Below are 23,055 nucleotides of genomic sequence, written 5' to 3'. Positions count from 1 at the left end.
TGTGGAGGTGATGAAAGAATCCAATGATAATATGAAGACTAATCTTAATAAGAAAGTAGGGATTAATGGTAGTGGACAAAGAAATTGTATCGATTCTCCAGATTTTATTAAATAGCACATTGATTACAACTAATGGATTACAAGAGGAATCTAATTCTTCAAAAAGACAAATTACTTATAGAATAAATAAAATCAATGACATGCTTAAAGTAAAAAAAGTACCACTTATATGTTTAAGAGCTGATAAAGATATTATCGTTAGAAAAGAAACCAAAAAAGCAATTAAAGAAATTCTAGAAAAAAATTATTCTAAGAATACTTATTACTTTAGTAAAGAAGAAAGACTTTTATATATGTACCTAATGCTTTTTATTAATATGGAGGATATCTCAATTAACCATTTTACAAACTCTATAAAAGTGAGTAGGTCTACTGTAAATCTTGATTTTAAAGATTTAATACCAAATCTTGAAAAAAAGGGCATTGAAATCAAGAATAATCGTATAAGTGGCTATTATTTAGTTGGAAATGAGATGGAAATTAGGAGAGTACTTATTAAGAATATTATAGAAACTTTGTCTAATGAGAAAAGTTCAAGAGTATTTGATATTTTTATAGAAGAATATAATCTAGATAAATTTGAAGAAGCCAAAAAGATTATATTAAAGCTTATAAAAAGATATGAAATTAATTTTGTTGAGGATAGATTAATAGAATTTATTTATATATTTATCTTTCTAAAGGCAAGAATGTGTTCAACTAGAATAGTTACTCAAGAAAATATAGATATCCCTAGTATTGCAGTCATGAGTCCAATGAAGGAATATAAATTTGCTAAGGAATTGTTAGAAGTATATGAAAGTGAAGAAAATATAAGACCTCATAATATAATGTATATTAGTGCTTGGATTTTAGGTATATCAGTAGGAAATTATGAAGAAGACACAGAAGATAAGGTTGTAATTTCAGAAATTGTAAATAAAATGATGACAAGATTTGGGTATTTAAGTGGGGTTTATTATATAAGTCAAGAAAAGATATTTAAACAATTATATTCTCATTTTAGACCAGCCTATTATAGACTTTTATTTAAATTACCTATTTATAATCCAATTTGTGAAAAAGTAAAAGAAGAATATAAATTAGTCTATAGAATTGTAAGTAATGCAATGAAAGAATTCTGTGGCTTATTTGGAGAAGAAATTCAAGAAGAGGAGTTAGCGTACTTAACAATGCACTTTGCAACTCTTTTCTCAAATAAAAAAGAGTTTGATGATTTTAGAAAAAGAATAGCATTAATAGTTTGTTCAAATGGTGTTGGGAGTTCAGCTATTTTACATGCAGAACTTACAAACTTATTTCCTGACTTACATTTTATACCAATGTCAGAATCGGTTGGATTAGAAAATATCAGTGAACCTGTAGACATTGTATTTACTACTAATTATAACACAGAAGGTTTAAAGACAGATGTGCCAGTGATTAAAGTAAGTCCTGTTATGACCACAAAAGAAAAGTATAAGATTACACGTGAAGTGTACATTCAATTGGGAGATATTTTCTTAAGACAACCTAAAATAGATGAGGTTATGAATATAATAAAAAAATATGCAAAAGTAACTTCTGAAAGTATGCTTTCAAGTGAGTTATTAGCTTATTTTGCACAAATAGAGAATTTTACATCCAAGGAAGGAGAGGGGCCTATGCTAAGTGAGATTACTAGTGAAACACTAATAAAATTAAAGGTAAAAGCTAAGAACTGGGAGGATGCTATTAGACAGTCAGCTTCTGCCTTAGTTGAAAACAATAAAGTAACTGAGGGATATGTAGATGCAATGATTGACTCAGCAAAGGTATCTGGGCCATACATAGTAATTACAAAACATGTAGCACTTCCTCATGCTAGACCAGAAGCTGGGTCAAAAGAAATTGCGATAGGTATTGCTACTTTAGATAGCCCTATTGAGTTTGGAAATGATGAAAATGACCCAGTAAAATATGTATTTTGTTTAAGTGCAGTAGATAATAATAGTCATTTACGTGCTATGTCTGAACTGGTTGAATTATTGGAGCAAGATGAATTCTTTAGAGCGTTAGATACTGCTAAAGAAGGAAAAGAAATTATTGATTTTATAAAAAAACACGAATTATAAAGGAGGATTTAATTATGTATAAAATTTTAATCGCATGTAGAGCAGGAGTTGGCTCAAGTTTAATGTTAAAAATAAAGACTCAACAAATCATTAAAGAAAATAACTTTCCAATCGAAGTAGAACATGGTTCATTAGATTCATTAAATGGATTCAATGGAGATGCTGTAGAAACATTAATTGATGTTGCTGAAGAATTAGAAAAGAAGAATTTAAGATTTGATATAATTGGAATTCGTAATATTGTTGACCGCAACGAAATCAAGACAGCGCTAGAAAAATTTCTTGCTTCAAAAGAGGAATAAATTTAAGAAAATAGGGAGGAATGTTTATGGAGTTTATTATTAGTTTGTTGAGTACACCCGCTGTTTTGCTTGGTGTAGTTGCATGTATAGGACTGATTCTTCAAAAGAAATCAGCAGTGGAAGTATTTACTGGGTCTTCAAAAACACTTATTGGTTTTCTAATATTTGGTATTGGTGCATCTGCTATGACTGGCGCACTTCAGAATTTCAATAAATTGTTCCAGCAGGGGTTTGGAATTACTGGTGTTATAGCTTCACCAGAAGCAGCTACAGCACTTGCACAAAGTACATACGGTTTTGCAGTTTCATGTACATTAATTCTTGGATTCATACTAAATTTAGTATTTGCACGTATTACAAGGTTCAAGAATATTTTCTTTACAACAGGTCACAGTTTATTTTTTTCTTGTGTATTAGTTTTAATTATGAAAGCACATGGATTCGATAATACAATCACTATTTTAATAGGTGGAGTTATTTTAGGATTTATGTCTGCTGCACTACCTCAATTCTGTCAGCCATTTATGCGTGAGTTGACAGGTGGGGATGAACAAGCCATTGGTCACTTCAATATGATTGGTTATGGTTTATCAGGATATATTGGACGTTTATTTTCAAAACATAAAGATGATACAACAGAAACTATAGAATTTCCTAAGTGGTTATCAATATTTAGAGACTTTTTAATGGGTCTATCTATAGTTATGCTAATCTTATTTTATATTGCAACCTTAAAAGCTGGGAAGGCCTTTACTCAAGAAATTGCTGGTTCAACACATTGGTTAGTATTTCCACTTATAGAAGCATTTACATTTGTGGCTGGGATGTCAATACTGATGTCAGGTGTTCGTATGTTCTTAGCTGAAATAACTGCCGCATTTGTAATTATTTCAGAAAAATATATCCCAGGTTCACGTCCTGCACTGGATGTTCCAACAGTCTTCCCATATGCACCAAATGCAGTTATTATTGGATTTATCTCAGCATATGCTGCTGGGCTATTAGCAATTGCTATTATGGCATCATTTCCTAGTATATTTCCTGTAGTAATTATTCCAGCTGCTCATATATGTTTCTTTTCAGGTGGTACAGCCGCAATATTTGGTAATACCTCAGGAGGATGGAGAGGAGCTATTGCAGGGTCATTTGTTGTAGGATTATTACTTGCATTTTTACCAGTGATATTATATCCAGTTTATGGGACTCTTGGTATAGAGGGAGCGACTTTCCCAAACATTGATTATAACGTAGTTGGTTCAATATTACATAATATTTTACAATTTATAAAGCCTATCTAGTCTAAATCAATGATATAAAAGTCATAGGTATGGTTGATATAATTTAAAGGAGGGCAAGTCTATTATGAAAAATACACTATCTGCATTTCTAGACACTCTATCTACTGAAGTATCAGAGTTTATTTCATCAATAGATGAAATATCTATAAATAAAGCATGTGATTTAATTTTTGAAGTTGAAAAGAATCATGGACGTGTACATGTGACTGGTATTGGTAAACCAGGACATGTATCAGGGTATATTTCTTCATTACTTTCATCTACTGGAACACCAGCATATATATTACATGGTACAGAAGCAGTACATGGTTCAAGTGGTCAAGTAGTAGCTGGGGACGTTGTTATTGCAATATCAAATAGTGGAGAGACTCAAGAATTAAAAGCAACTATTGAGACACTAAAAGTAAATGGAGCAAAGATAATTGGTGTAAGTGGTAATACTAATTCATTCTTAAAGGATGTTTCTGATATATTTTTATTTGCAGGTGTTAAACATGAAGGTGATTGTCTTAATAAGGCTCCTCGTGCTTCAATTCTTGCAGAAACTATAGTATTACAGTCATTAAGTGTTGCATTACAATATGCTAAAGGACTTGATGTACAACAGTATTTGAAGTGGCATCCAGGAGGAAGCCTTGGAAAGTCTATTAGAGAGGAAATGTAATTTTATGAAATATAAAGGTATTATATGCGCAATGATAACACCTTTTGATGAAAACCAAAATATAAATCCACAAGCAACATGTGAGTTAATTGACTATCTAATAGATAAGGGAGTTTATGGATTATTTATTTTGGGAACTAATGGTGAATGTCATGTGCTAACAGATGATGAAAAGGTTGAATTTGCAAAAATTGTTATCAATCATACTAATAATCGTGTACCTGTTTTTGTTGGGACAGGTGGTAACTCAACCCGTGAAGTTATAACTTTGTCCAAAAGAATGGAAGAAATAGGTGCAAGTGCATTATCAATTATCACTCCATATTTTGTGACACCAACACAACAGGAATTAATTTTACATTATAAGTCTATTGCTGATTCAGTTAATTTGCCTATTATGATGTACAATATGCCAGGTAAGACAGGGATTAATATTGAACCTGACTCAGTGCGTGAATTATCAAAGATAAAGAATATTGTTGGCATTAAGGATAGTAGTGGTAGACTTGACAACATGAAAGCTTATATTGAAGCAACTGAGGGTGAGGATTTTAGTATATTTTCAGGTTCAGATTCACTTATTCTTGATAGTTTGAAGGCTGGTGGGAAAGGTGCTGTTGCTGCAACAGCAAATTTCCTCACAGAGATTGATATTGCTATTTATGAAAACTTTATGAATGGGGATTTAGAAAAAGCTCAAGAAGCTCAAAATAGTATTGAAGAACTTCGCCGTATTCTAAAGCTTGGAACAATTCCATCTGTTATAAAAAAAACTGTTGTCTTGAATGGAATTAATGTTGGAACTGCACGACTTCCTGTAACTGAACCAACTGGAGAATCTCTTGAAGAAATTAAGCAAGTGGTCGAAAATTATAGAGAAATGCTTAATAAACATAGTTAGAATAGACAATATAACGAGAAGAATCAGATTTGTATGTGAATAATATATGCTTTATTAAAAGCAATTTAACTTAATGGAGGTTTAATGGAGAAGTAAAATGTTTTGATGAATATAGAGGTGATGATATGAAAAAGATGAATATAACCAAAAGAATGGCAGAATGTGGGGCTCTTGCGATTGTAAGAGAAGAAACACTTAATCGTGCATGTGAAATTGCTGAAGGGTGTATAAAAGGTGGAATAACAAATATAGAAATGAGCTATACTTTAAATAATGCTGGAGAAATAATTCAAGGGCTTAATAAAAAATATGGTGAATCTCTTTGTGTTGGGGCAGGAACCGTTTTGGATAGTGAAACAGCTCGTCATGCTATCTTACATGGAGCTCAATTTATCATTGCACCAAATTATAATGAAGATGTAGCAAAAACTTGTAATAGGTATCAGATTCCTTATGCTCCAGGATGTACATCATTGACTGAGGCAGTAGAGGCTCTGAGTTTAGGAGCAGCTTTTATCAAGGCCTTTCCAATATCAGATTTTTATGGACCTAAGCTAGTAAAGGTATTTAAGACACCAATACCTGATATGCCAGTTTTAGCAAGTGGTGGAATTAATCTGGATAATTTACATGTATGGTTGGAAAATGGTGTTGATGTATGCGGTTTTGGTAGTCTATTAACTAAAGGTAATATTGGGGATATTGCTAAAAATGCTAAAAAGATTCGTGAAATAATTAAAAATATAAGAGAAGTTTAATGTTGTGGCTGTATCATAGTAGTTTATAATTATTATGATACAGCTTATTTAGTATTTGTTATATTTTAATCCAAATTATAGATAAAATTAGTAATGCAACTATTAGTTAACAAAGTGCAACTATAGGAGGATTGTGAATTAGCCAATATATAAATATAATTAAGTTGAGATGAGGTGATAATATTGAACTTTGGAGAAAATTTAAAGAGACTAAGAAAAGAAAGAAATTTATCACAAGAACAACTTTCTGAAATGCTAAATGTATCTAGGCAAGCTATATCAAAATGGGAATCTAATAAAACATATCCAGATATAGAGAATTTAATGTTGTTAAGAAATATATTTAATATAGCTTTAGATGATTTGTTATTTGATGAAAATAAAGATAAAATTGAAGCTGTTATTAAATCAAGTAAATTACCTACAAATAGTACAAATTATGATGAAGATGAGTCAGAAGATGAACTGTCAGATAATTTCATGATAGGTGGTTTTATAATAGGAATATCAATAGGATTTATTACAGATAATTTTATGTGGGGGATAGCGGGTAGTTTTATAGGTATGGGAGTTGGTTATTTATTGAGATATATAAATAAAAGGGATATGACAAACTAAATTTGGAATAAAGTGTATTATGGTAAGTGCAAGGTATACATAAGTATGTATCCAATTATAATCAGTAATCAAATTAAAAATAATAGTAAGATTAAGAATTTAAATCATAAGCAAAAGAGTTGTTTGTAAATATAAGTATAATATGATATCATATAGGCTCAAAAGAAATTTTATATAGTAAAAAATTAAAAATAACAAGTGGAGGACATATGAATATGGAAAATTTACCAAATTGCCCGAAATGTAATTCAGAATATACTTATGAAGATGGAACTCTTTTAGTGTGTCCAGAATGCTCTCATGAATGGGCTTTAAAATTAGGAGAAGAAGAAGGTTCAAACATTATTAAAGATATAAATGGAAATGTATTAAATGATGGAGATTCTGTTACAGTAATCAGAGACCTTAAAGTAAAAGGGAGTTCATCATCTATAAAGATTGGAACAAAAGTAAAAAATATACGTTTAGTACACGACCCATCAGATGGGCATGATATAGAATGTAAAATAGATGGATTTGGAGCTATGAAGCTGAAGTCTTCTGTAGTTAAAAAAGCGTAAAATCATAAAAAATCACTTTATTATATAATTTTATAGTACATTATAAACCATAAGAATTTATTGAGGAATTAAAGTTTATTTATCCTTATATTTTCTTGTGGTTTTATTAATATGTAATTTTAACAAGTTTATTTAGACAAATAAGAAACCTATGTATACTATTGGAATAACTGATACATTAAATTATAATTAAGAATAAGAAATGTTACATAAGAGGCTGAAGTGTAATTTATTTACAATATTAGCTTATTAAAAAACTATACTGAGAAGGAGAAGTGATATGATAAATATACATAAAAATATATATAATAATGAATTATTTGATGAGTTAAAAATTGATTGTGAGAAGTGTTTTGGACTTTGTTGTTTAGCTCTCTATTTTTCTGCCTCAGATGGATTTCCCACTGATAAGGAATCAGGAAAGCCATGTATTAATTTGCAATCAGATTTTAAATGTTCTGTACATAATAATCTTATAAAGCGAGGTTTTAGAGGTTGTACTGCATATGATTGTTTTGGTTCAGGTCAGAAAGTAGCGCAAATAACATATAAAGGTAGAGACTGGATGCAATCATCAGAATTAGCAAATCAAATGTCTGAAGTGTTTTTAATCATGCGACAATTACATGAAATGCTATGGTATCTTAAAGAAGCATCTGTATTAGACATATCAGATAAAATAAAAACAAAAATTGATTCAATAATTGAAGAAACTGAAAAGATAACCATTATGACTCCAGAACAGCTAATTGATTTAGATATAACATCACATAGAGTAAAGGTCAATTCATTATTATCTCAAGCTAGTGAGTCTGTAATGGAAAAAGTCAAATCTTTTCTTAAAACATCTAATCTTAAAAGTAAGAAAAAATTGAGTAAAAGTATAGACTTAATAGGAGCAGACCTTAGAAAAACAAATTTAATAGGAGCAGATTTAAAAGGAAGATTAATGATAGCAGCAAACTTAAAAGATACAGATTTAAGTGGAGCAAATTTAATAGGAGCAGACTTAAGAGATTGCGATATTAGAGGAGCTAATCTTAAAAATAGTGTGTTTTTAACACAATTGCAAGTTAATACTGCAAAAGGCGATTCTAATACAAAATTACCAGTCTCACTAGTACATCCTAAACACTGGAACAAATAATTAAATTAATACATGATTTTACAAAATATGAACTTTTTTGACTCTACTTCATACTATATATTAGAGATTCTTTAGAAGAATTTCTTAATATATAATAGGAGAGATATAAAAATGAGTTATCAAAATTATAAATGTGAAAGAGATTATGTATATGATGATTATAAATATAATGAATGTAATAAGTGTTATAATGATTATGAAGAAATGACACATGTTCATGAATATTCACAGAGTGTTAAGTTAGCAGAAGAGTGTGATGATAGACATAATCATCGTGCAGCAGGAGTTACTGGTGAAGTTATACCAATAAATGGTGGAACAAATCATGTTCATAAAATAAATGATAATGTAGACTTCCTTGACCATTTTCATAAAATATGTGTTACAACAGGTCCAGCTATTAAGATACCAGGAACTAATAAACACGTTCATTTAGTATGTGGAAATACTACTGTTAATGATGGTCACTGTCATAAATTCCTTTTTACTACTCAAATAGAAGCCCCTTTAGTATAACTAATGGAAATTATTGTAGTAAACTTGTTAGGTTTTAGTATATAAATGATAAAAATGTAATGGGTAATATTTAAATTTAATTAGGGCTATGATATTAATATTCATAGCTCTTTCTAAATTTATATAAATAAACTAGACAAAATTAAAAATTATATAGAATAGAAAGGAAGTATTTATGAACTCTGAAATGATTTTTGAAATGAAGAAAATAAATTCAAGTGAATATAAGGAAATATTGCAAGTATGGGAATCGTCAGTAAGAGCAACACATGATTTTTTAAAGGAGAAAGATATTGAATCTCTAATACCATTAGTTAAAATGGGACTTAAAGAAGTAGAAAATATAGTTGTTGTGAAAGATAATGATATGATAAAAGCCTTCATGGGAATAGAAAAAGACAAAATCGAGATGCTATTTATAAAAGATGAATATAGAGGATATGGTATTGGAAAAAAGCTAATGACATATGCTATAGATAAATATAATATAAAATATGTTGATGTAAATGAGCAAAATAAAAAAGCAGTAGGATTTTATACTCATTTAGGATTTAAAGAATTTGATAGGTCTGAAATAGATGGGCAGGGTAATCCATTTCCAATATTACATATGAAATTAATTTAATATATATATATGTTTAAATGAAGAATAAAACATATAGGAAATATAATTTTTCTATTATCAGCTTACATAAAATTATTAATTTTAAAAAATAATATATATTTATAAGATTTACAGGATAAAATACAATAAAAAGACTAAGGGGACACCATGAATAAGAAGATTTTAGATACTTTTGTAAAATTAATAAAATATAACTGGAGTACATTAATTACATTTGAACTACTTCACAAAGGGCTGGCTCTGATAATTATATTACCATCAATTAAATTTGTATTAAGTAGTTCTATGAAAAGTGCAAATATAGTCTATTTAAGTACTGATAATATAGGAGAAATATTAACTAATCCTATATCAATATTACTAGCTATACTTTCAGTTGTGATATTAACATTTTATATGTTTTTTGAATTTACTTCAGTAATTATATGTTTTGAGAAATCAAGAATTTCTGAAAAAATTACGTTATATAAACTTGTTGAAATGTCTTTAAAAAAATCTATAAAAATATTGTATCCTAAAAATCTATTGTTATTTATATTTGTGCTATTAATAGTTCCACTTACAAACATAGCCTTAACTTCAGGATTTATTGGAAAGATAAAGCTCCCAGAGTATATATTAGAGTATATAAATTCTAATATAGTTCTAAATATAATTTATATGTTTTTAATATTAATATTATATATATCAGTTATTAGATGGATTTTTAGTATACATGAAATAACTTTAAACACAGATAGTTTTAAAGAAGCGAGGGATAAAAGTATTAGCCTTACAAAAGGAAAATCAATAAGACTAATTCTTTATTCATTAGGGATATTCATAATAGTCAGTATTATAGGATATATAATATACCATAGTATTGTTATATTGATAGGAATATGGACAAAAAATTATACTGAGGCAACTTTTTTGAAAGATATATTTATTAATAGGTGTATATTGTTCAATGACTATGCTACATTTATTTCATCAATAGCTATATTTATAATTAGTACAGGATTTATTTCTGCATTTTATTATGAATATAATGATATTAGAATTTATAAAAAGAAATCTGATAAACAAAAAAAATCAGTAACTCAGCTATTAAAAATAACTCTAAAAGTATCCATAATTTTATTTATCCTACATAGTGAATCTATAGCATACTCTCTAAATAATGATATTTTATTTAACTCTTCATTTTTTTATAATACAACAGCAACTGCTCATAGAGTTTCTTCATTAATTGCTCCAGAAAATACACTGGCTGCGTTTAAAGAAACTTTTGTAACTCAAGCTGAGTATGCTGAAATTGATGTGCAAGAAACTAAGGATGGAGAACTGATTTTATTTCATGATTCTAACTTTGAGAGAGTAACTGGTATAAATAAAAATGTTTGGGAAGTAAATTATGATGAAGTTAAGAACTATGATGCTGGTAGTCACTTTAGTTCAAACTTTGCAGGTGAAAAAATACCAACTCTTGATGATGCGATGAAATATTCGAAAGGAAAAATAAAACTTCTAATAGAAATAAAACTTAATGGTCATGAAAAAACCAATGTAGAAAAAAGGGTTTTGGAATTGATTAAATTAAATAGATTAGAGAATCAATGTGTTGTAGCATCTATGGATAAAGATGTATTAAAAAATATAAAAAAATTAAATCCAGATATAATAACATGTTATTTGACAGCAGTTGCATACGGAAATTTTTATAACTGGGATTATGTTGATATATATGGAATAGAATCTACATTTATAACTGAAAATGTTGTGGATAATATACACCAAAACGGAAAGCAAGTTTTTGTGTGGACTATTAATAATAGTAAACTAATGAAAAAAATGATTAATTTAAATGTAGATAGCATAATTACTGATAATCCATTTTTATTGGATGATGTAATTTATTGGCAACAAAATGGATTTGTCAATAGGGTGGCTTATTACTTGTTTGGTGATGATTCTGATGAGACTATAATTGAAGAAGGTTAGATTATAAAAAAATATATTGACATTGACGCTACGTAATTCTATATACTCTATTTTGAAGGAGATGATAAAGATGAATATCATAGAAATTCGCTCAGATAAAGTATATAAGAAGATAATGAATGCACCAGTAAACAAAAAAGAAGATATATATAGATATGAACTTATGAAGCCTTTTGAATTCAAATGGAAATGTATAGATGTTCCAATGGTTGCCAAACAAGAAGGTGGATATGATGTAATTATGGCAAGTGAAATGATGGGGTTTTTATCACCTAAGAATATTAATGAAAATCAAATAAGTAATATAAATGCACTATCTGATGATAAACTTTGGAACACTTGTAAAGATACTATAGAAAATTCTATAAACTCATTTATAAGAGAAGGATACGATTTAAATATTAAGGACTATAAATATTCAATATTGTTGGCTAATCCAAATAGTCCTTATACAATTTTAAGTGATGGATGTTGGGGTGATGGTGGGATACCTGGATATATGTTCATATCACTGGTTCCTAATGAGTACACGCTTAATAGATTACAAGTAGCATTAGCACATGAATGTAATCACAATATTAGATTCCAGTTTATAAATTGGAGTAATGATATAACACTAGAAGAGATGATGATAAATGAGGGTCTTGCAGAGAATTTTGCAACCTGGATGTTTGGCGAGGATATGGTGGGGCCTTGGGTTAGTAAAACGGATATCCAAACATTAGACACATATATAAAACCAATAATAAAAAATGCTTTAAAAGAGACTGGATTTCAAAACATCACATCCTATCTATATGGTGATGATATAGCCAAAATGCAAGGATACTTTCCAGTTGGTTTACCTTACTGTGCAGGATATGCTTGTGGATATTATATGATTAAATATTATTTAGAGAAAACAAATAAATCAATAGTCGAAGCTACTTTGTTGCCTTATACTGAGATAATAGAAGGGATGAAAGAGTTTTGGAAATAAATATTACAGTTGCATAATTTGAAAAAAATTATGCAATTTTTCTATTTTTGAGAAAAAATAAATTGACAATGATTTGTAACAAATATAAAATAATATATATAAAGAAATATTTCAATGTATGAAGTTTTTGAAGATTTCATATCTAAAGTGCCTAACATTGTATGTTAGTTTCTTATTACTTATCTAAATATTATATATTTCATAGTATCTATAAAACTACTATAAGAGTATGAAATATATTAAATAATCAACTGAAAAATGAAACATTAATAAAAAAGAATTCAAATTTTGAATGTTAAATGAATATAATTAAAATAAATATATAAACTTGAGTGCAATACTCATATTTTAGTGTATTATCGAATTTTAATTGTACTTTTATGCACCATAACTTATAAACTTATGTCATGTTATATTTGAACAAGTAACAAAATTGTAGATATAATTTAATCTACAAAATTTATATGAAATGGAGTTGATGCTATGACAGAATTGATGATTATAAGTGGATTAGTGCTATTGATTTGTATAACCTCGAGTAAGGTCTTATATAAATTTGGAGTACCAATATTACTAATTTTTATCCTATTAGGGATGTTATTTGGGTCTGATGGAATGGTAGGAATTTATTTTGACAACTATGAATTAACAAAACAATTATGTTCTATTGGACTAATATTTATAATGTTCTTTGGAGGATTTGGAACAAACTGGAATATGGCTAGACCTGTTGCAGTACCATCTATACTAATGTCATCACTGGGTGTAATAATTACAGCTGGAGTTACAGGGATATTTTGTAATATGGTAGTAGGAACTAGTTTACTTGAAGGCTTATTAATTGGAGCAATTGCAGCTTCAACAGATGCTGCATCTGTGTTTGCTGTGTTGCGTTCTAGAAAACTAAATTTAAAAGGTTCCCTTGCTTCATTATTGGAAGTCGAAAGTGGGAGTAATGACCCCATAGCGTATATGTTGACACTAATTCTTTTGACACTGATGAATAATTCTGGGGTAGAACTTATTATACCAATGGTAATAAAACAAATAGTTTTTGGGCTAGCTATAGGATTTATATTAGCAAAATTGTCTGTTTATATTTTAAGAAATTCAAACTTCGAGATAGAAGGATTCTATACTATATTTATAACAGCTATTGCAATACTTTCTTATGCACTTAGTGAGTATGTTGGAGGAAATGGATATTTAAGTGTGTATATTTCAGGTATTATTATAGGAAATAGTAAAATACCTCATAAAAAAAGTTTGGTTCATTTCTTTGATGGAATCTCATGGATTATGCAAATAATGTTATTCTTTATGTTAGGATTGTTATCTTTCCCTTCCAAGCTACCAGATATATTTGGTATAGCGATGGCCATATCTATATTCATGATAGTTATTGCAAGACCATTAGCGACATTTATAGTTCTAGCAAAATTTAAATTTTCAAATAAGGAAAAATTGTTCATATCATGGGTAGGTCTTAGAGGTGCAGCTTCAGTAGTTTTTGCAATTTATGCAGTTACTCAAGGAGTAATTATAGAGAATGACATATTCCATATAATATTTTTTATAGCTTTACTTTCAGTAGGGGTGCAAGGTACATTGATACCAACAGTAGCTAGAAAGCTAGATTTAGTCGATGATAATACACCTGTATTAAAAACATTTAATGATTATGATGGAGAAATTAGCTCTAAACTTATAGAGGTAAATGTTGATGATAGTAGTAAATGGGCAAATAAGAGTATAATGGATTCTAATATACCAGAAGATATATTAATAGTTATGATAAAACGAAAGGAACAGGTTTTAGTGCCCAAAGGCTCAACTGTTATAAAAACAGGGGATACATTGGTACTAAGTGGAGATAGAATTGAAGAATTAATATAATTATAATTTATTTGCATTGACTTTAACCTAAGGGGAAGGTATAAACTTAAATTAATCAAATCTAATGCGCAGGTGATGAGATGTTTTCTATAGGAATGTTTTCTAAAATAAATAAAATAACTACAAAGACATTAAGGTATTATGAAGATATCGGATTGTTAAAGCCAGAATATGTAGATGAGTTTACAAAATATAGGTACTATACGACAGAGCAATTACCTAAATTACATCAGATAATAACTTTAAAACAAATGGGTTTGTCACTAGCTGAGATAAAAGAAGCTATAGAAAATCCTAAAGCGGTTGAAAATATTTTAAAAAATAAAGAAAAAGAAATGCTGGATGTAATTAAAAGTGAAGAATATAAACTCATTAAACTGCGTAATTACCTTGTGAATTTGAAAGGAGAAGTCAATATGAATGATGTAATTATTAAGTCTTTACCAAAAGTTAAAATTGCTTCTATGAGAAAGGTATTAAAGGGGTATGATGAACTTTTCAGTCTATTTCCAAATGTAATGGCTGAAGAAATGAGGAAGGCTGAGTGTACATGTGCAGTTCCAGATTATTGTTTCAATATATATCATGATGGTGAATATAGAGAGACTAATATGGATGTTGAGATGTGTCAAGCTATAAATGACTTAAAAGAAGATACAGACATATTAAAATTTAAAGAACTAGATGAAGTTGAAAGTGCTGTTTGTATATTACACAATGGTTCATATTCAACATTAGGAAAAACTTACGCAGATGCATTTAAATGGATAGAGGACAATAAATATGATGTGATTGGAAATCCTAGAGAGTCTTATATAGATGGAATATGGAATAAAGAGAATGAGGAAGATTGGCTAACAGAAGTTCAGATACCAGTGAAACGAATTTTATAATAGGTTAAAATAATAAAGATAAAGTTATTAAATGAGGTCTATCTAAATAAAAGATATGCCTCATTTTTTGATATTTATAGATATTATAGATTTATATATGAAAAATATATTGATGTTTTACATATAAAGTAGTATATTTTCGTTGAGGTGATAAAGTGGAAAACATGAGACATTAATTCGTTTTTAAGAATAGGAGGTATTTATATGGAGATATTCGCAATAGGACATTCAAATTATCCATATGATAAACTTATTGATATGATAAAAAAGTACAATATAAACTGTATAGTTGACATTAGAGAAACTCCATATTCTAAATATAATATTCAGTATAATAGAGAGTCCTTCAATGAATCATTGAAAAAATCTGGATTTATATATATATACATGGGCAAGGAGTTTGGAGCAAAGAGAACCAACAAAGATGTATATACAGAGGAAGGATATGCAGATTTTGAAAAGGTAATTAAGGAAGATATTTTCTTAAAAGGAATAGAAAGACTAAAAAATGGATGTCAGATGGGATATAAGATAGTTTTATTGGGAGCAATGCAAGAACCTATACGATGTCATAGAAGTATTTTATTGGGTAGGGTATTGAATAAAGAAGGTTTTGATGTAAAATATATAATGCATGAGGGTCATCTAGAGACTCAAGAAGACATAGAAGAATCATTATTAGATAAGTACTTTAGTGATAGAAAACAACTGAGTATTGATAATTTATTGGGGAATGCATTGACAAGAGAAGAGATGATACAAGAAGGTTATATATTAGCCAATAAAGAGATAGGATTTAGAACAGAGAAAATCAGTAAATAGAAATATTAATTACTAAAAATCTAAAAGTTATCTTAAATAAGAAAATATGCTAAAGTTGTAACAAATAAACATGATGTACTGATTAATAATATTACTATAATTTAATAATACTATTTAGATTGTGATATTACTTTAAATAGTACATCATGTTGTAATGTTACAAAACGAAAGTTCTAATACTGCCGTAATCAACAGTTCTATTAAGCGTAGGATGACTAGATATAAATCTAACTGTAATTTTTGAGTTTAATAAACAAGAGTTAGAAACTAAGAACAACCTATCACCATTTATAATGGAAGTAATCGCAATTGGAAGAACTCTAACAAAGGCATCATATCTATTTCTAGCAATTTCATAAGGATAGTTTCCAACAAAAACGAATAGATTTAAATCGTATATGTCACCAACAACCCAAGCCCATTGACCATAAACTTTATCAATACTTACTGTTCCTAAGCTAAGTGTATCGAAGTAGGTAGCTATAGTTAAATAAATATCGTTTGTATTCTCTGAGTATGAAACAGTGTATCTTCTAAAACGTATAGGTTCTGTAGCAGAAACGGGATAAACCATGTTTACGTTTAAATTAGTTGTATTCAAATTAATCAAAGTATCACATCCTAAAAATAGTCTATAAAATACAATATTTAAATTGAGGCAATTTTGTTACATTTATGTTGTAAGATTTTATATTTTAATTTCCTGTAATATGTAGTAATCAATAAATTCTGGTGGGTGCTAAGTGGTTAATTTAAATATACAAATATTTAAATTATAGTATCCATAAAAAATAATAAACATAAAATAATTATAAAGATGTACTGTGTTAAAATGATATTAAACAAGAATAATATTATTTGAATACAGTATATTATGAGTTGGGAATATAAATTTAAACTTTAAAAGATTAACTAACAATTTGTTAAACTAACTAAAAATTAAATTTATATAAAGAGGGAAAAGAGGAAGAGAGATGTTTATAAGGAAAAATGTTATAAAATTAGCAATTCCTATAATGATAGAGCAGACATTTGTCATGCTTCTAGGGGTATTTAATACAATGATGGCAGGTCATATTGGGGAAGAAGCTGTATCTGCAGTTGGAATGGTTGATTCAATAAACAATATATTCATATCTGTATTTGCTGCATTATCTGTAGGAGCCACTGTTGTTGTAGCTCAACAAATAGGCAAAAGAGATAGTGAAAATGCGAACGAAACTATCAAGCAAGCTCTAGTATCAGGAGTAATACTATCTTTTACAATAACAATCTTAATGTGGGTTTTTAGGACTGGTGTAATTAACTTATTTTATGGTTCAGCAGAAGAATTGGTAAAATCAAATGCAAAATTATACATAGAGTTTACATTATTCACATATCCATTTATTGCGACACAGCAAATAGCAAATGGTATTCTAAGGGGTTGTGGAGATGTAAAGAAACCCATGTATGTAACTATGTTTATGAATATAATAAATGTGACATTGGGATATATACTTATATATGGTATTGATTTAAATTCTTTAGGTATAAATCTACAAATACCATCTTATGGGATAACAGGTGCAGCTATGTCTATTGCTATAGCCAGAATAATTGGATGTATAGTTATTGTAAGAGCTTTATTCAAAGGAAATGAATTTATATCTATAGGTAAAATATTTCCAATTAAGATTGATGTTGAAACTCAAAAATCTATATTTAATATAGGAATACCAGCTGGTGTTGAACAACTACTTTTTAATGCAGGAAAATTAATTGTTCAGGTATTTATAGTTACTATGGGGACCTCAGCAATTGCATCCAATGCAATAGGAATGTCAATTGCATCTATCATAAATGTAATTGGGAATGCTTTAGCATTATCTGCAACAACATTGGTAGGTCAGTATATAGGACGTGGAGATATTAAAGGTGCTAAAAGTACTCTCCTATACCTAACTAAATTTGCAACAGTTTGTTTATTTGCAGTAGGAGCTATATTTATACCAATTGCTCCTTGGATTTCAAGTATGTATACTCAAAACACTAGTGTAATTGATGTATCAACACAACTGATTCGAAGTGATTGTCTAGCCATGGTAATATGGCCTATATCCTTTGTATTGTCAGCAGGATTAAAAGGGGCAGGCGATACAAGATATACAATGATGACAGCTATAATAGGGATGTGGATTTTTAGAATTTTTACAGGTTATGTGTTGGGGGTTGTATTAAAATTTGGTGTACTTGGAATTTGGATAGGTATGTACACAGATTGGCTTGTCAGAGGAACTTTATATTGTTTAAGATTAAGAGGAACAAAGTGGCTAAAACACAAAATTGCATAGGACATATATAATCACTTTTGGATAGAAAACTCTATCTGGAGGTGATTTTTAGCGTATATATTTTCATAATTATAAGTAGGATATAGAATGATTAAATCATATGAATAAAGTCTATAATAATATTGAATATATAAATTACATTATAGTTTAGGATTATATAATATTGGATAAATATTAGATATATATATCTATAGAAAATAATATATATGGGTATATTATTAAATATAAAAAATATTAGATATTTATTTAATAATAAAGGTGGGTATTGTTATGATAAATAAAATAGGAAAGATAAGTCTATATGTAAACAATCAAGAGGATGCAAAACTTTTTTGGACAGAGAAATTAAACTTTGTAGTAACTTATGAAAAGGAAATGGGACCAAATATGAAATGGGTAGAAATAGCACCAAGTAAAAATGAATTTACAACATTTGTACTGTACGATAAAAATCTAATGATGAAGCAAAATAAAGAGATAGAGGTATCTCATCCATCAATAATTTTGAGTACAAGAGATATTAATGGAACTTATGAACAAATGGCTAATAATAAAGTTGAAGTTGGTGAATTAATGGAAATGCCTTATGGAAGGATGTTTTCCTTTAAAGACCAAGATGGAAATGATTATTTGGTTAGAGAAGATAAATGATTTTACAAAGTATTAAATTTACTCAATATCTGATATAATTAGAGACAATAATTATTATAATTTTAGTCTAAGACTATGATTATACAATTAAAAATCAATTGTAAATTTTGAGTAGAGGTGATAAAATGTTTAAGAAAATGGCAGTATTAAAAGATATAGCAACTAAAATAGGACGTAAAAAAGCTTATGAGCTATTAGAAATGGTTGAAGGCAATGATGCTTTTATAGCTGAGGTAAAGATAAAAAAGAATGGAATAGAATCTAAAAAAGAAGAGATTATGTTAAAAGATAATCAAAAAATAATACTAGAGTATATAGAAGGTTAAATTTTAAATACATATAAGTTTATAATAAGAATTTTTTAAGATGAGTTAGTATAAGACTCATCTTTTTTATTTTTTATAAGATTGTTTTATTATTTAATACATATTTTGTCTCTTTGGAGTTGCTGGTATATAAAAATTACTGATATAATAAAAGAATGGATATCAATGTAATATTTTACAGAAAAGAGGGGTATTATGCTTGAAATAAAAAATCTTTCCTTTAATGTTGAGTCTAACAATGAGGAACTAGGAATAATAAATGATGTTAGCCTTTCGTTTGAGAGAGGAAAACTTATTGTTATCACAGGACCAAATGGTGGAGGAAAATCCACAATTGCTAAGCTAATAATGGGGATTGAAAAAGCCACTAGTGGTCAGATAATTTTAGATGGAGAAGATATAACAAATCTTAGTATTACAGAAAGAGCAAAGAGGGGGATAGGATATGCATTTCAACAGCCACCAAGAATAAAAGGCATGACTGTTGAAAATCTACTTACACTTGCTCATGGAAAACCATTGTCTACAGATGTATGTTGCCAATATCTTACAGATGTTGGATTGTGTTCAAAAGACTATTTAAATCGTGAAGTTGATAACTCGCTTTCTGGAGGAGAAATGAAAAGAATAGAGATAGCAACTCTTTTTGCCAGAGATTTAAAGGTTTCTATATTTGATGAACCTGAGGCAGGGATAGACCTTTGGAGTTTTGGAAAGCTTAATGAAAGTTTTAAGAAAATACATGAGGAGTCTGACCAAACTATAATTATAATTTCTCACCAAGAAAGAATATTAGAGTTAGCTGATGAAATAATTGTTTTACAAGATGGTTCAGTAAAAAGCCATGGAACAAAAGATGCTATATTACCTGAAATCATGTGCCAAGTTAATTCAAGTTGTGAATTAATGAAAGATATGAATTAATTAGAAAGGAAGGCAAATTAAATGAACAAAACAGATTTAAATCTTTTAGAAAAAGTTGCTGAACTTCGTGGAACTCCATTAGGAGCATACAATATACGTAAAAATGGGCAAGGAATAGAAAGACATTCAACTGAAAATGTAACTATAGTTCCTAAAAATGATAAACCTGGAATTGATATTATAGTAAAACCAAACACAAAAGGCGAAAATGTCCATATACCAGTAATAGTAACAGAAGCTGGTGTGCAGGATATGGTTTATAATGATTTTGAAATTGGAGAAAATGCAGATGTTGTTATAATTGCTGGATGTGGAATACATAACTGTGGTTGTGATGATAGTGAACATAATGGAATACATAGATTTTTCTTACGTAAAGGAGCTCGCTTAAAATATGTAGAAAAACATTATGGTGAAGGTGACGGAGAAGGAAAGAAAATCTTAAATCCAGTTACTATTGTTAATATGGATGAAGATTCATATTGTGAGATGGAAACAATTCAAATTAAGGGTGTAGATTCAACTAAAAGGGAAATGGATGCAAACCTAGGTAAAGGGGCAAAAATAGTTGTATTTGAGAAATTATTAACTCATGGAAATCAAGTTGCAGAATCTAATATGAAGGTTGTTTTAGAGGGAGAAAATTCGTCTGCTCAAGTAATTTCTCGTACAGTTGGGCAAGATAATTCTAAGCAAAAGTTTAATCCTTGCGTTATTGGGGATTCTCTTTGTTCTGCACATGTTCAATGTGATTCAATAATCATGGGAAATTCTCAAATTAGTGCTATACCTGAGATTGCAGCAAATCATCCAGATGCTCTCTTAGTGCATGAGGCAGCAATTGGAAAGATTGCAGGAGACCAAATACTAAAGATGATGACATTGGGTCTTACTGAGGAAGAGGCTGAGCAACAAATACTTAATTGCTTCTTAAAGTAAATTGAAGTTTTTATTTAATTTAATATAATGAATATAGTATAATATAATGAATAAGTCTAAAATATTTTTATTTTTAGACTTATTTTCTTTATGTAAGAAAACTATTAGAGAAATTATACTGTAATTAGGATGTGGAATAGATGAAAAATTTACTTATAAGAAATGGGACAATAATATCTCCAAAAGATGGTATCAAGTTTGAAAAAAAAGATATCTTGGTTTTGCATGGGAAAATATATGATATTGGATTGAATCTCAAAGAAAAAATAAGAAAAGAGAAATTGCTTAAAAACAAAGAGTTTGAGATAATAAATGCTGATAATATGTATATTTCTCCAGGATTTATAGATGTTCACACCCATTGTTATAAGAGAAAATTACCTACAGGTATGGACTCTGATTCAATTGGAATTGAAAAAGGTTCAACAGTTATATTTGATGCAGGTACAGCTGGCCCTTTAAATTACTATGATTTTAAGAAAAAATATATGGATGAGTGTAAAACTGAAGTATATTCATTTTTAAATGTAACAAATGAGGGATTAAATATACTGAATGAGTCGACATCTTTAGATGTCATAAATTTTGATGATGTTGAGTCTGTTGTGGAAAAAAATATGGACAAAATAAAGGGTATAAAGGTAAAAGCAAGCAAATTTCAATCTAATGAAAATGGTATAGATATAGTTAAAAAATCAAAACAAGTTGCTAAGAAATTAAATTTACCATTAGTGGTATATATAGGTGAGCATCCATCATATATAGATGAAGTAATGAATATTTTGGGTAAAGGAGATGTAGTTACACCTGTATATGGAAACAGTGCAAATGGAATATTTAATGAATTTGGCACGCTAAGAGAATCAGTAATAAATGCAAATAATAGAGGAGTATTATTTGATGTGTGTTATGGATTAGACCAGTTTGATTTTAAAGTTTTTAAAAAAGCAATAAATCAAGGATTAGAACCAGATTTAATAAGCACAGATATGCATATAAAAAATATGAAAGACATAAATTATTCTCTTTTAACAGTTATAAATAAAATTATGGAACTTGGAATATCTTTAGAAAAATGTATAGAAAAAGTAACTGAATATCCAACAAAAATTTTCGATTTACATTCAAATAAGGGCGGAATAAAGGTTGGTGGAGAAGGTGATTTTACTATATTTACAATGGAGAAGAGTAACGATATTATAAAAGACTATAATGATAATGAATTAGTTTTAAATAGAAAATTAAGTTTACAATATACTGTAAAATCATGGATGAAAAGTAGCGAAGTTTATAGACATGGATATGAATATACTATAATAAATTAAGCAATCGTGATAAAATAATAAATATATGTTTAAATTGGCATATATTGGATAAATATCTAAAGAAACAATAATTAAAAAAAGATAATTTTAGGGGAGGTATTTTAGTATGAAAGCATTTGTCGATAAGGATGTATGTGTAGCTTGTGGAGCATGTATAGGAACATGTCCAGACGTTTTTAGTATGAGTGATGAAGGACATTCAGTTGCAATTGAAGGGGAAATACCAGCAGATTTACAAGATTTATGTAAAGAAGCAGAAGAAGGATGTCCAGTTTCAGCTATAACAGTTAAATAGAATGATTTAGATTTATTTTAACACCAAACATATAAGATTCAATTATTACTTAAGCTATAGTATTAGAAAATTCTATTACTATAGCTTTTTAAAATAGATAAATATAAAATAGGAGATATTATTTTTTATAAATATGGAGGATTTAAA

24 protein-coding genes are annotated in these 23,055 nt (G+C 28.6%); 23 read left to right on the top strand and 1 reads right to left on the bottom strand.

Going from position 1 to position 23,055, the window contains the following annotated elements; genetic code table 11:
- The first annotated feature begins 65 nt into the window (after window positions 1-65).
- From ACTG46_RS19185 to ACTG46_RS19110, 16 genes are all read left to right on the top strand, one after another.
- Window positions 66-2,153, top strand: a complete 2,088-nt coding sequence (locus ACTG46_RS19185) for a BglG family transcription antiterminator (RefSeq protein ID WP_479923402.1) — start codon at window positions 66-68, stop codon at window positions 2,151-2,153.
- A gap of 14 nt (window positions 2,154-2,167) precedes the next feature.
- Window positions 2,168-2,455: a PTS sugar transporter subunit IIB gene (locus tag ACTG46_RS19180; RefSeq protein WP_054272057.1), complete on the top strand. Its 288-nt coding sequence runs from the start codon at window positions 2,168-2,170 to the stop codon at window positions 2,453-2,455.
- Window positions 2,456-2,481: 26 nt separating this feature from the next.
- Window positions 2,482-3,753, top strand: a complete 1,272-nt coding sequence (locus ACTG46_RS19175; RefSeq protein WP_054272056.1) for a PTS ascorbate transporter subunit IIC — start codon at window positions 2,482-2,484, stop codon at window positions 3,751-3,753.
- A gap of 64 nt (window positions 3,754-3,817) precedes the next feature.
- Complete coding sequence (locus ACTG46_RS19170) at window positions 3,818-4,417, top strand: SIS domain-containing protein (RefSeq protein ID WP_054272055.1); 600 nt, start codon at window positions 3,818-3,820, stop codon at window positions 4,415-4,417.
- Window positions 4,389-5,318: a 4-hydroxy-tetrahydrodipicolinate synthase gene (gene dapA / locus ACTG46_RS19165; protein WP_284182488.1), complete on the top strand. Its 930-nt coding sequence runs from the start codon at window positions 4,389-4,391 to the stop codon at window positions 5,316-5,318. Before ACTG46_RS19170 ends, dapA begins: the two co-directional genes overlap by 29 nt.
- Window positions 5,319-5,443: 125 nt before the next feature.
- Window positions 5,444-6,076 carry a beta/alpha barrel domain-containing protein gene (locus ACTG46_RS19160; protein ID WP_054272054.1) on the top strand — a complete coding sequence of 211 codons (633 nt, stop codon included), beginning with the start codon at window positions 5,444-5,446 and terminating at the stop codon, window positions 6,074-6,076.
- A 183-nt stretch (window positions 6,077-6,259) separates the two neighbouring features.
- Complete coding sequence (locus ACTG46_RS19155) at window positions 6,260-6,694, top strand: helix-turn-helix domain-containing protein (RefSeq protein WP_407964188.1); 435 nt, start codon at window positions 6,260-6,262, stop codon at window positions 6,692-6,694.
- 215 nt (window positions 6,695-6,909) lie between these two features.
- Window positions 6,910-7,254 carry a zinc ribbon domain-containing protein YjdM gene (locus tag ACTG46_RS19150; RefSeq protein ID WP_054272094.1) on the top strand — a complete coding sequence of 115 codons (345 nt, stop codon included), beginning with the start codon at window positions 6,910-6,912 and terminating at the stop codon, window positions 7,252-7,254.
- A 280-nt stretch (window positions 7,255-7,534) separates the two neighbouring features.
- Complete coding sequence (locus ACTG46_RS19145) at window positions 7,535-8,401, top strand: pentapeptide repeat-containing protein (RefSeq protein ID WP_479923401.1); 867 nt, start codon at window positions 7,535-7,537, stop codon at window positions 8,399-8,401.
- A 111-nt stretch (window positions 8,402-8,512) separates the two neighbouring features.
- On the top strand, window positions 8,513-8,917 hold the full coding sequence (locus ACTG46_RS19140; RefSeq protein WP_021386546.1) for a YmaF family protein: 405 nt from the start codon (window positions 8,513-8,515) through the stop codon (window positions 8,915-8,917).
- Window positions 8,918-9,092: 175 nt separating this feature from the next.
- The gene (locus tag ACTG46_RS19135; protein WP_054277815.1) at window positions 9,093-9,542 is read left to right on the top strand and encodes a GNAT family N-acetyltransferase; all 450 of its coding nucleotides are present in this window, start codon (window positions 9,093-9,095) and stop codon (window positions 9,540-9,542) included.
- Window positions 9,543-9,689: 147 nt separating this feature from the next.
- Window positions 9,690-11,525: a glycerophosphoryl diester phosphodiesterase membrane domain-containing protein gene (locus ACTG46_RS19130; RefSeq protein ID WP_479923400.1), complete on the top strand. Its 1,836-nt coding sequence runs from the start codon at window positions 9,690-9,692 to the stop codon at window positions 11,523-11,525.
- Between the two features lie 70 nt (window positions 11,526-11,595).
- A complete protein-coding gene (locus ACTG46_RS19125) occupies window positions 11,596-12,504 on the top strand; it encodes a DUF2268 domain-containing putative Zn-dependent protease (protein ID WP_479923399.1) in 909 nt (302 codons plus the stop codon).
- 483 nt (window positions 12,505-12,987) lie between these two features.
- Window positions 12,988-14,400, top strand: coding sequence for a potassium/proton antiporter (locus ACTG46_RS19120; RefSeq protein WP_054277813.1), 1,413 nt, complete (start codon window positions 12,988-12,990; stop codon window positions 14,398-14,400).
- Between the two features lie 80 nt (window positions 14,401-14,480).
- Window positions 14,481-15,293 carry a MerR family transcriptional regulator gene (locus tag ACTG46_RS19115; protein ID WP_054277812.1) on the top strand — a complete coding sequence of 271 codons (813 nt, stop codon included), beginning with the start codon at window positions 14,481-14,483 and terminating at the stop codon, window positions 15,291-15,293.
- A 204-nt stretch (window positions 15,294-15,497) separates the two neighbouring features.
- Complete coding sequence (locus ACTG46_RS19110) at window positions 15,498-16,115, top strand: DUF488 domain-containing protein (RefSeq protein WP_054277811.1); 618 nt, start codon at window positions 15,498-15,500, stop codon at window positions 16,113-16,115.
- Between the two features lie 157 nt (window positions 16,116-16,272).
- Here ACTG46_RS19110 and ACTG46_RS19105 read toward each other — a convergent pair whose 3' ends face one another.
- The gene (locus ACTG46_RS19105) at window positions 16,273-16,716 is read right to left on the bottom strand and encodes a staygreen family protein (RefSeq protein ID WP_479924081.1); all 444 of its coding nucleotides are present in this window, start codon (window positions 16,714-16,716) and stop codon (window positions 16,273-16,275) included.
- A gap of 373 nt (window positions 16,717-17,089) precedes the next feature.
- Here ACTG46_RS19105 and ACTG46_RS19100 point away from each other — a divergent pair, with 373 nt between their 5' ends.
- From ACTG46_RS19100 to ACTG46_RS19070, 7 genes are all read left to right on the top strand, one after another.
- Window positions 17,090-18,448, top strand: coding sequence for an MATE family efflux transporter (locus ACTG46_RS19100; RefSeq protein WP_054277810.1), 1,359 nt, complete (start codon window positions 17,090-17,092; stop codon window positions 18,446-18,448).
- A 270-nt stretch (window positions 18,449-18,718) separates the two neighbouring features.
- Window positions 18,719-19,099, top strand: coding sequence for a VOC family protein (locus tag ACTG46_RS19095; protein WP_054272043.1), 381 nt, complete (start codon window positions 18,719-18,721; stop codon window positions 19,097-19,099).
- Between the two features lie 125 nt (window positions 19,100-19,224).
- On the top strand, window positions 19,225-19,425 hold the full coding sequence (locus ACTG46_RS19090) for a hypothetical protein (RefSeq protein WP_054272042.1): 201 nt from the start codon (window positions 19,225-19,227) through the stop codon (window positions 19,423-19,425).
- A 195-nt stretch (window positions 19,426-19,620) separates the two neighbouring features.
- A complete protein-coding gene (locus ACTG46_RS19085; RefSeq protein WP_054272041.1) occupies window positions 19,621-20,349 on the top strand; it encodes an ABC transporter ATP-binding protein in 729 nt (242 codons plus the stop codon).
- A 21-nt stretch (window positions 20,350-20,370) separates the two neighbouring features.
- Window positions 20,371-21,288, top strand: a complete 918-nt coding sequence (locus ACTG46_RS19080; protein WP_054272040.1) for a SufB/SufD family protein — start codon at window positions 20,371-20,373, stop codon at window positions 21,286-21,288.
- A 140-nt stretch (window positions 21,289-21,428) separates the two neighbouring features.
- The gene (locus ACTG46_RS19075; RefSeq protein ID WP_479923398.1) at window positions 21,429-22,613 is read left to right on the top strand and encodes an amidohydrolase family protein; all 1,185 of its coding nucleotides are present in this window, start codon (window positions 21,429-21,431) and stop codon (window positions 22,611-22,613) included.
- A gap of 106 nt (window positions 22,614-22,719) precedes the next feature.
- Window positions 22,720-22,908: a ferredoxin gene (locus ACTG46_RS19070; protein WP_003422320.1), complete on the top strand. Its 189-nt coding sequence runs from the start codon at window positions 22,720-22,722 to the stop codon at window positions 22,906-22,908.
- The last annotated feature ends 147 nt before the right edge of the window (window positions 22,909-23,055 follow it).

This window comes from Clostridioides sp. LIBA-7678 (genome assembly GCF_056716065.1).
The sequence above is the reverse complement of the archived record's forward strand: the minus strand, read 5'-3'. Positions and strand labels throughout refer to the sequence as shown.

Bases quoted from the DNA above. Each gene is read 5' to 3' on its own strand.
- ACTG46_RS19135 (WP_054277815.1), top strand. From the start codon at position 9,093: ATGAACTCTGAAATGATTTTTGAAATGAAGAAAATAAATTCAAGTGAA.
- ACTG46_RS19090 (WP_054272042.1), top strand. From the start codon at position 19,225: ATGTTTAAGAAAATGGCAGTATTAAAAGATATAGCAACTAAAATAGGA.
- ACTG46_RS19145 (WP_479923401.1), top strand. From the start codon at position 7,535: ATGATAAATATACATAAAAATATATATAATAATGAATTATTTGATGAG.
- ACTG46_RS19115 (WP_054277812.1), top strand. From the start codon at position 14,481: ATGTTTTCTATAGGAATGTTTTCTAAAATAAATAAAATAACTACAAAG.
- ACTG46_RS19120 (WP_054277813.1), top strand. From the start codon at position 12,988: ATGACAGAATTGATGATTATAAGTGGATTAGTGCTATTGATTTGTATA.
- ACTG46_RS19175 (WP_054272056.1), top strand. From the start codon at position 2,482: ATGGAGTTTATTATTAGTTTGTTGAGTACACCCGCTGTTTTGCTTGGT.
- ACTG46_RS19140 (WP_021386546.1), top strand. From the start codon at position 8,513: ATGAGTTATCAAAATTATAAATGTGAAAGAGATTATGTATATGATGAT.
- ACTG46_RS19170 (WP_054272055.1), top strand. From the start codon at position 3,818: ATGAAAAATACACTATCTGCATTTCTAGACACTCTATCTACTGAAGTA.
- ACTG46_RS19075 (WP_479923398.1), top strand. From the start codon at position 21,429: ATGAAAAATTTACTTATAAGAAATGGGACAATAATATCTCCAAAAGAT.
- ACTG46_RS19080 (WP_054272040.1), top strand. From the start codon at position 20,371: ATGAACAAAACAGATTTAAATCTTTTAGAAAAAGTTGCTGAACTTCGT.
- ACTG46_RS19125 (WP_479923399.1), top strand. From the start codon at position 11,596: ATGAATATCATAGAAATTCGCTCAGATAAAGTATATAAGAAGATAATG.
- ACTG46_RS19150 (WP_054272094.1), top strand. From the start codon at position 6,910: ATGGAAAATTTACCAAATTGCCCGAAATGTAATTCAGAATATACTTAT.
- ACTG46_RS19095 (WP_054272043.1), top strand. From the start codon at position 18,719: ATGATAAATAAAATAGGAAAGATAAGTCTATATGTAAACAATCAAGAG.
- ACTG46_RS19185 (WP_479923402.1), top strand. From the start codon at position 66: ATGGTAGTGGACAAAGAAATTGTATCGATTCTCCAGATTTTATTAAAT.
- ACTG46_RS19070 (WP_003422320.1), top strand. From the start codon at position 22,720: ATGAAAGCATTTGTCGATAAGGATGTATGTGTAGCTTGTGGAGCATGT.
- ACTG46_RS19110 (WP_054277811.1), top strand. From the start codon at position 15,498: ATGGAGATATTCGCAATAGGACATTCAAATTATCCATATGATAAACTT.
- ACTG46_RS19180 (WP_054272057.1), top strand. From the start codon at position 2,168: ATGTATAAAATTTTAATCGCATGTAGAGCAGGAGTTGGCTCAAGTTTA.
- ACTG46_RS19100 (WP_054277810.1), top strand. From the start codon at position 17,090: ATGTTTATAAGGAAAAATGTTATAAAATTAGCAATTCCTATAATGATA.
- ACTG46_RS19130 (WP_479923400.1), top strand. From the start codon at position 9,690: ATGAATAAGAAGATTTTAGATACTTTTGTAAAATTAATAAAATATAAC.
- ACTG46_RS19085 (WP_054272041.1), top strand. From the start codon at position 19,621: ATGCTTGAAATAAAAAATCTTTCCTTTAATGTTGAGTCTAACAATGAG.
- ACTG46_RS19160 (WP_054272054.1), top strand. From the start codon at position 5,444: ATGAAAAAGATGAATATAACCAAAAGAATGGCAGAATGTGGGGCTCTT.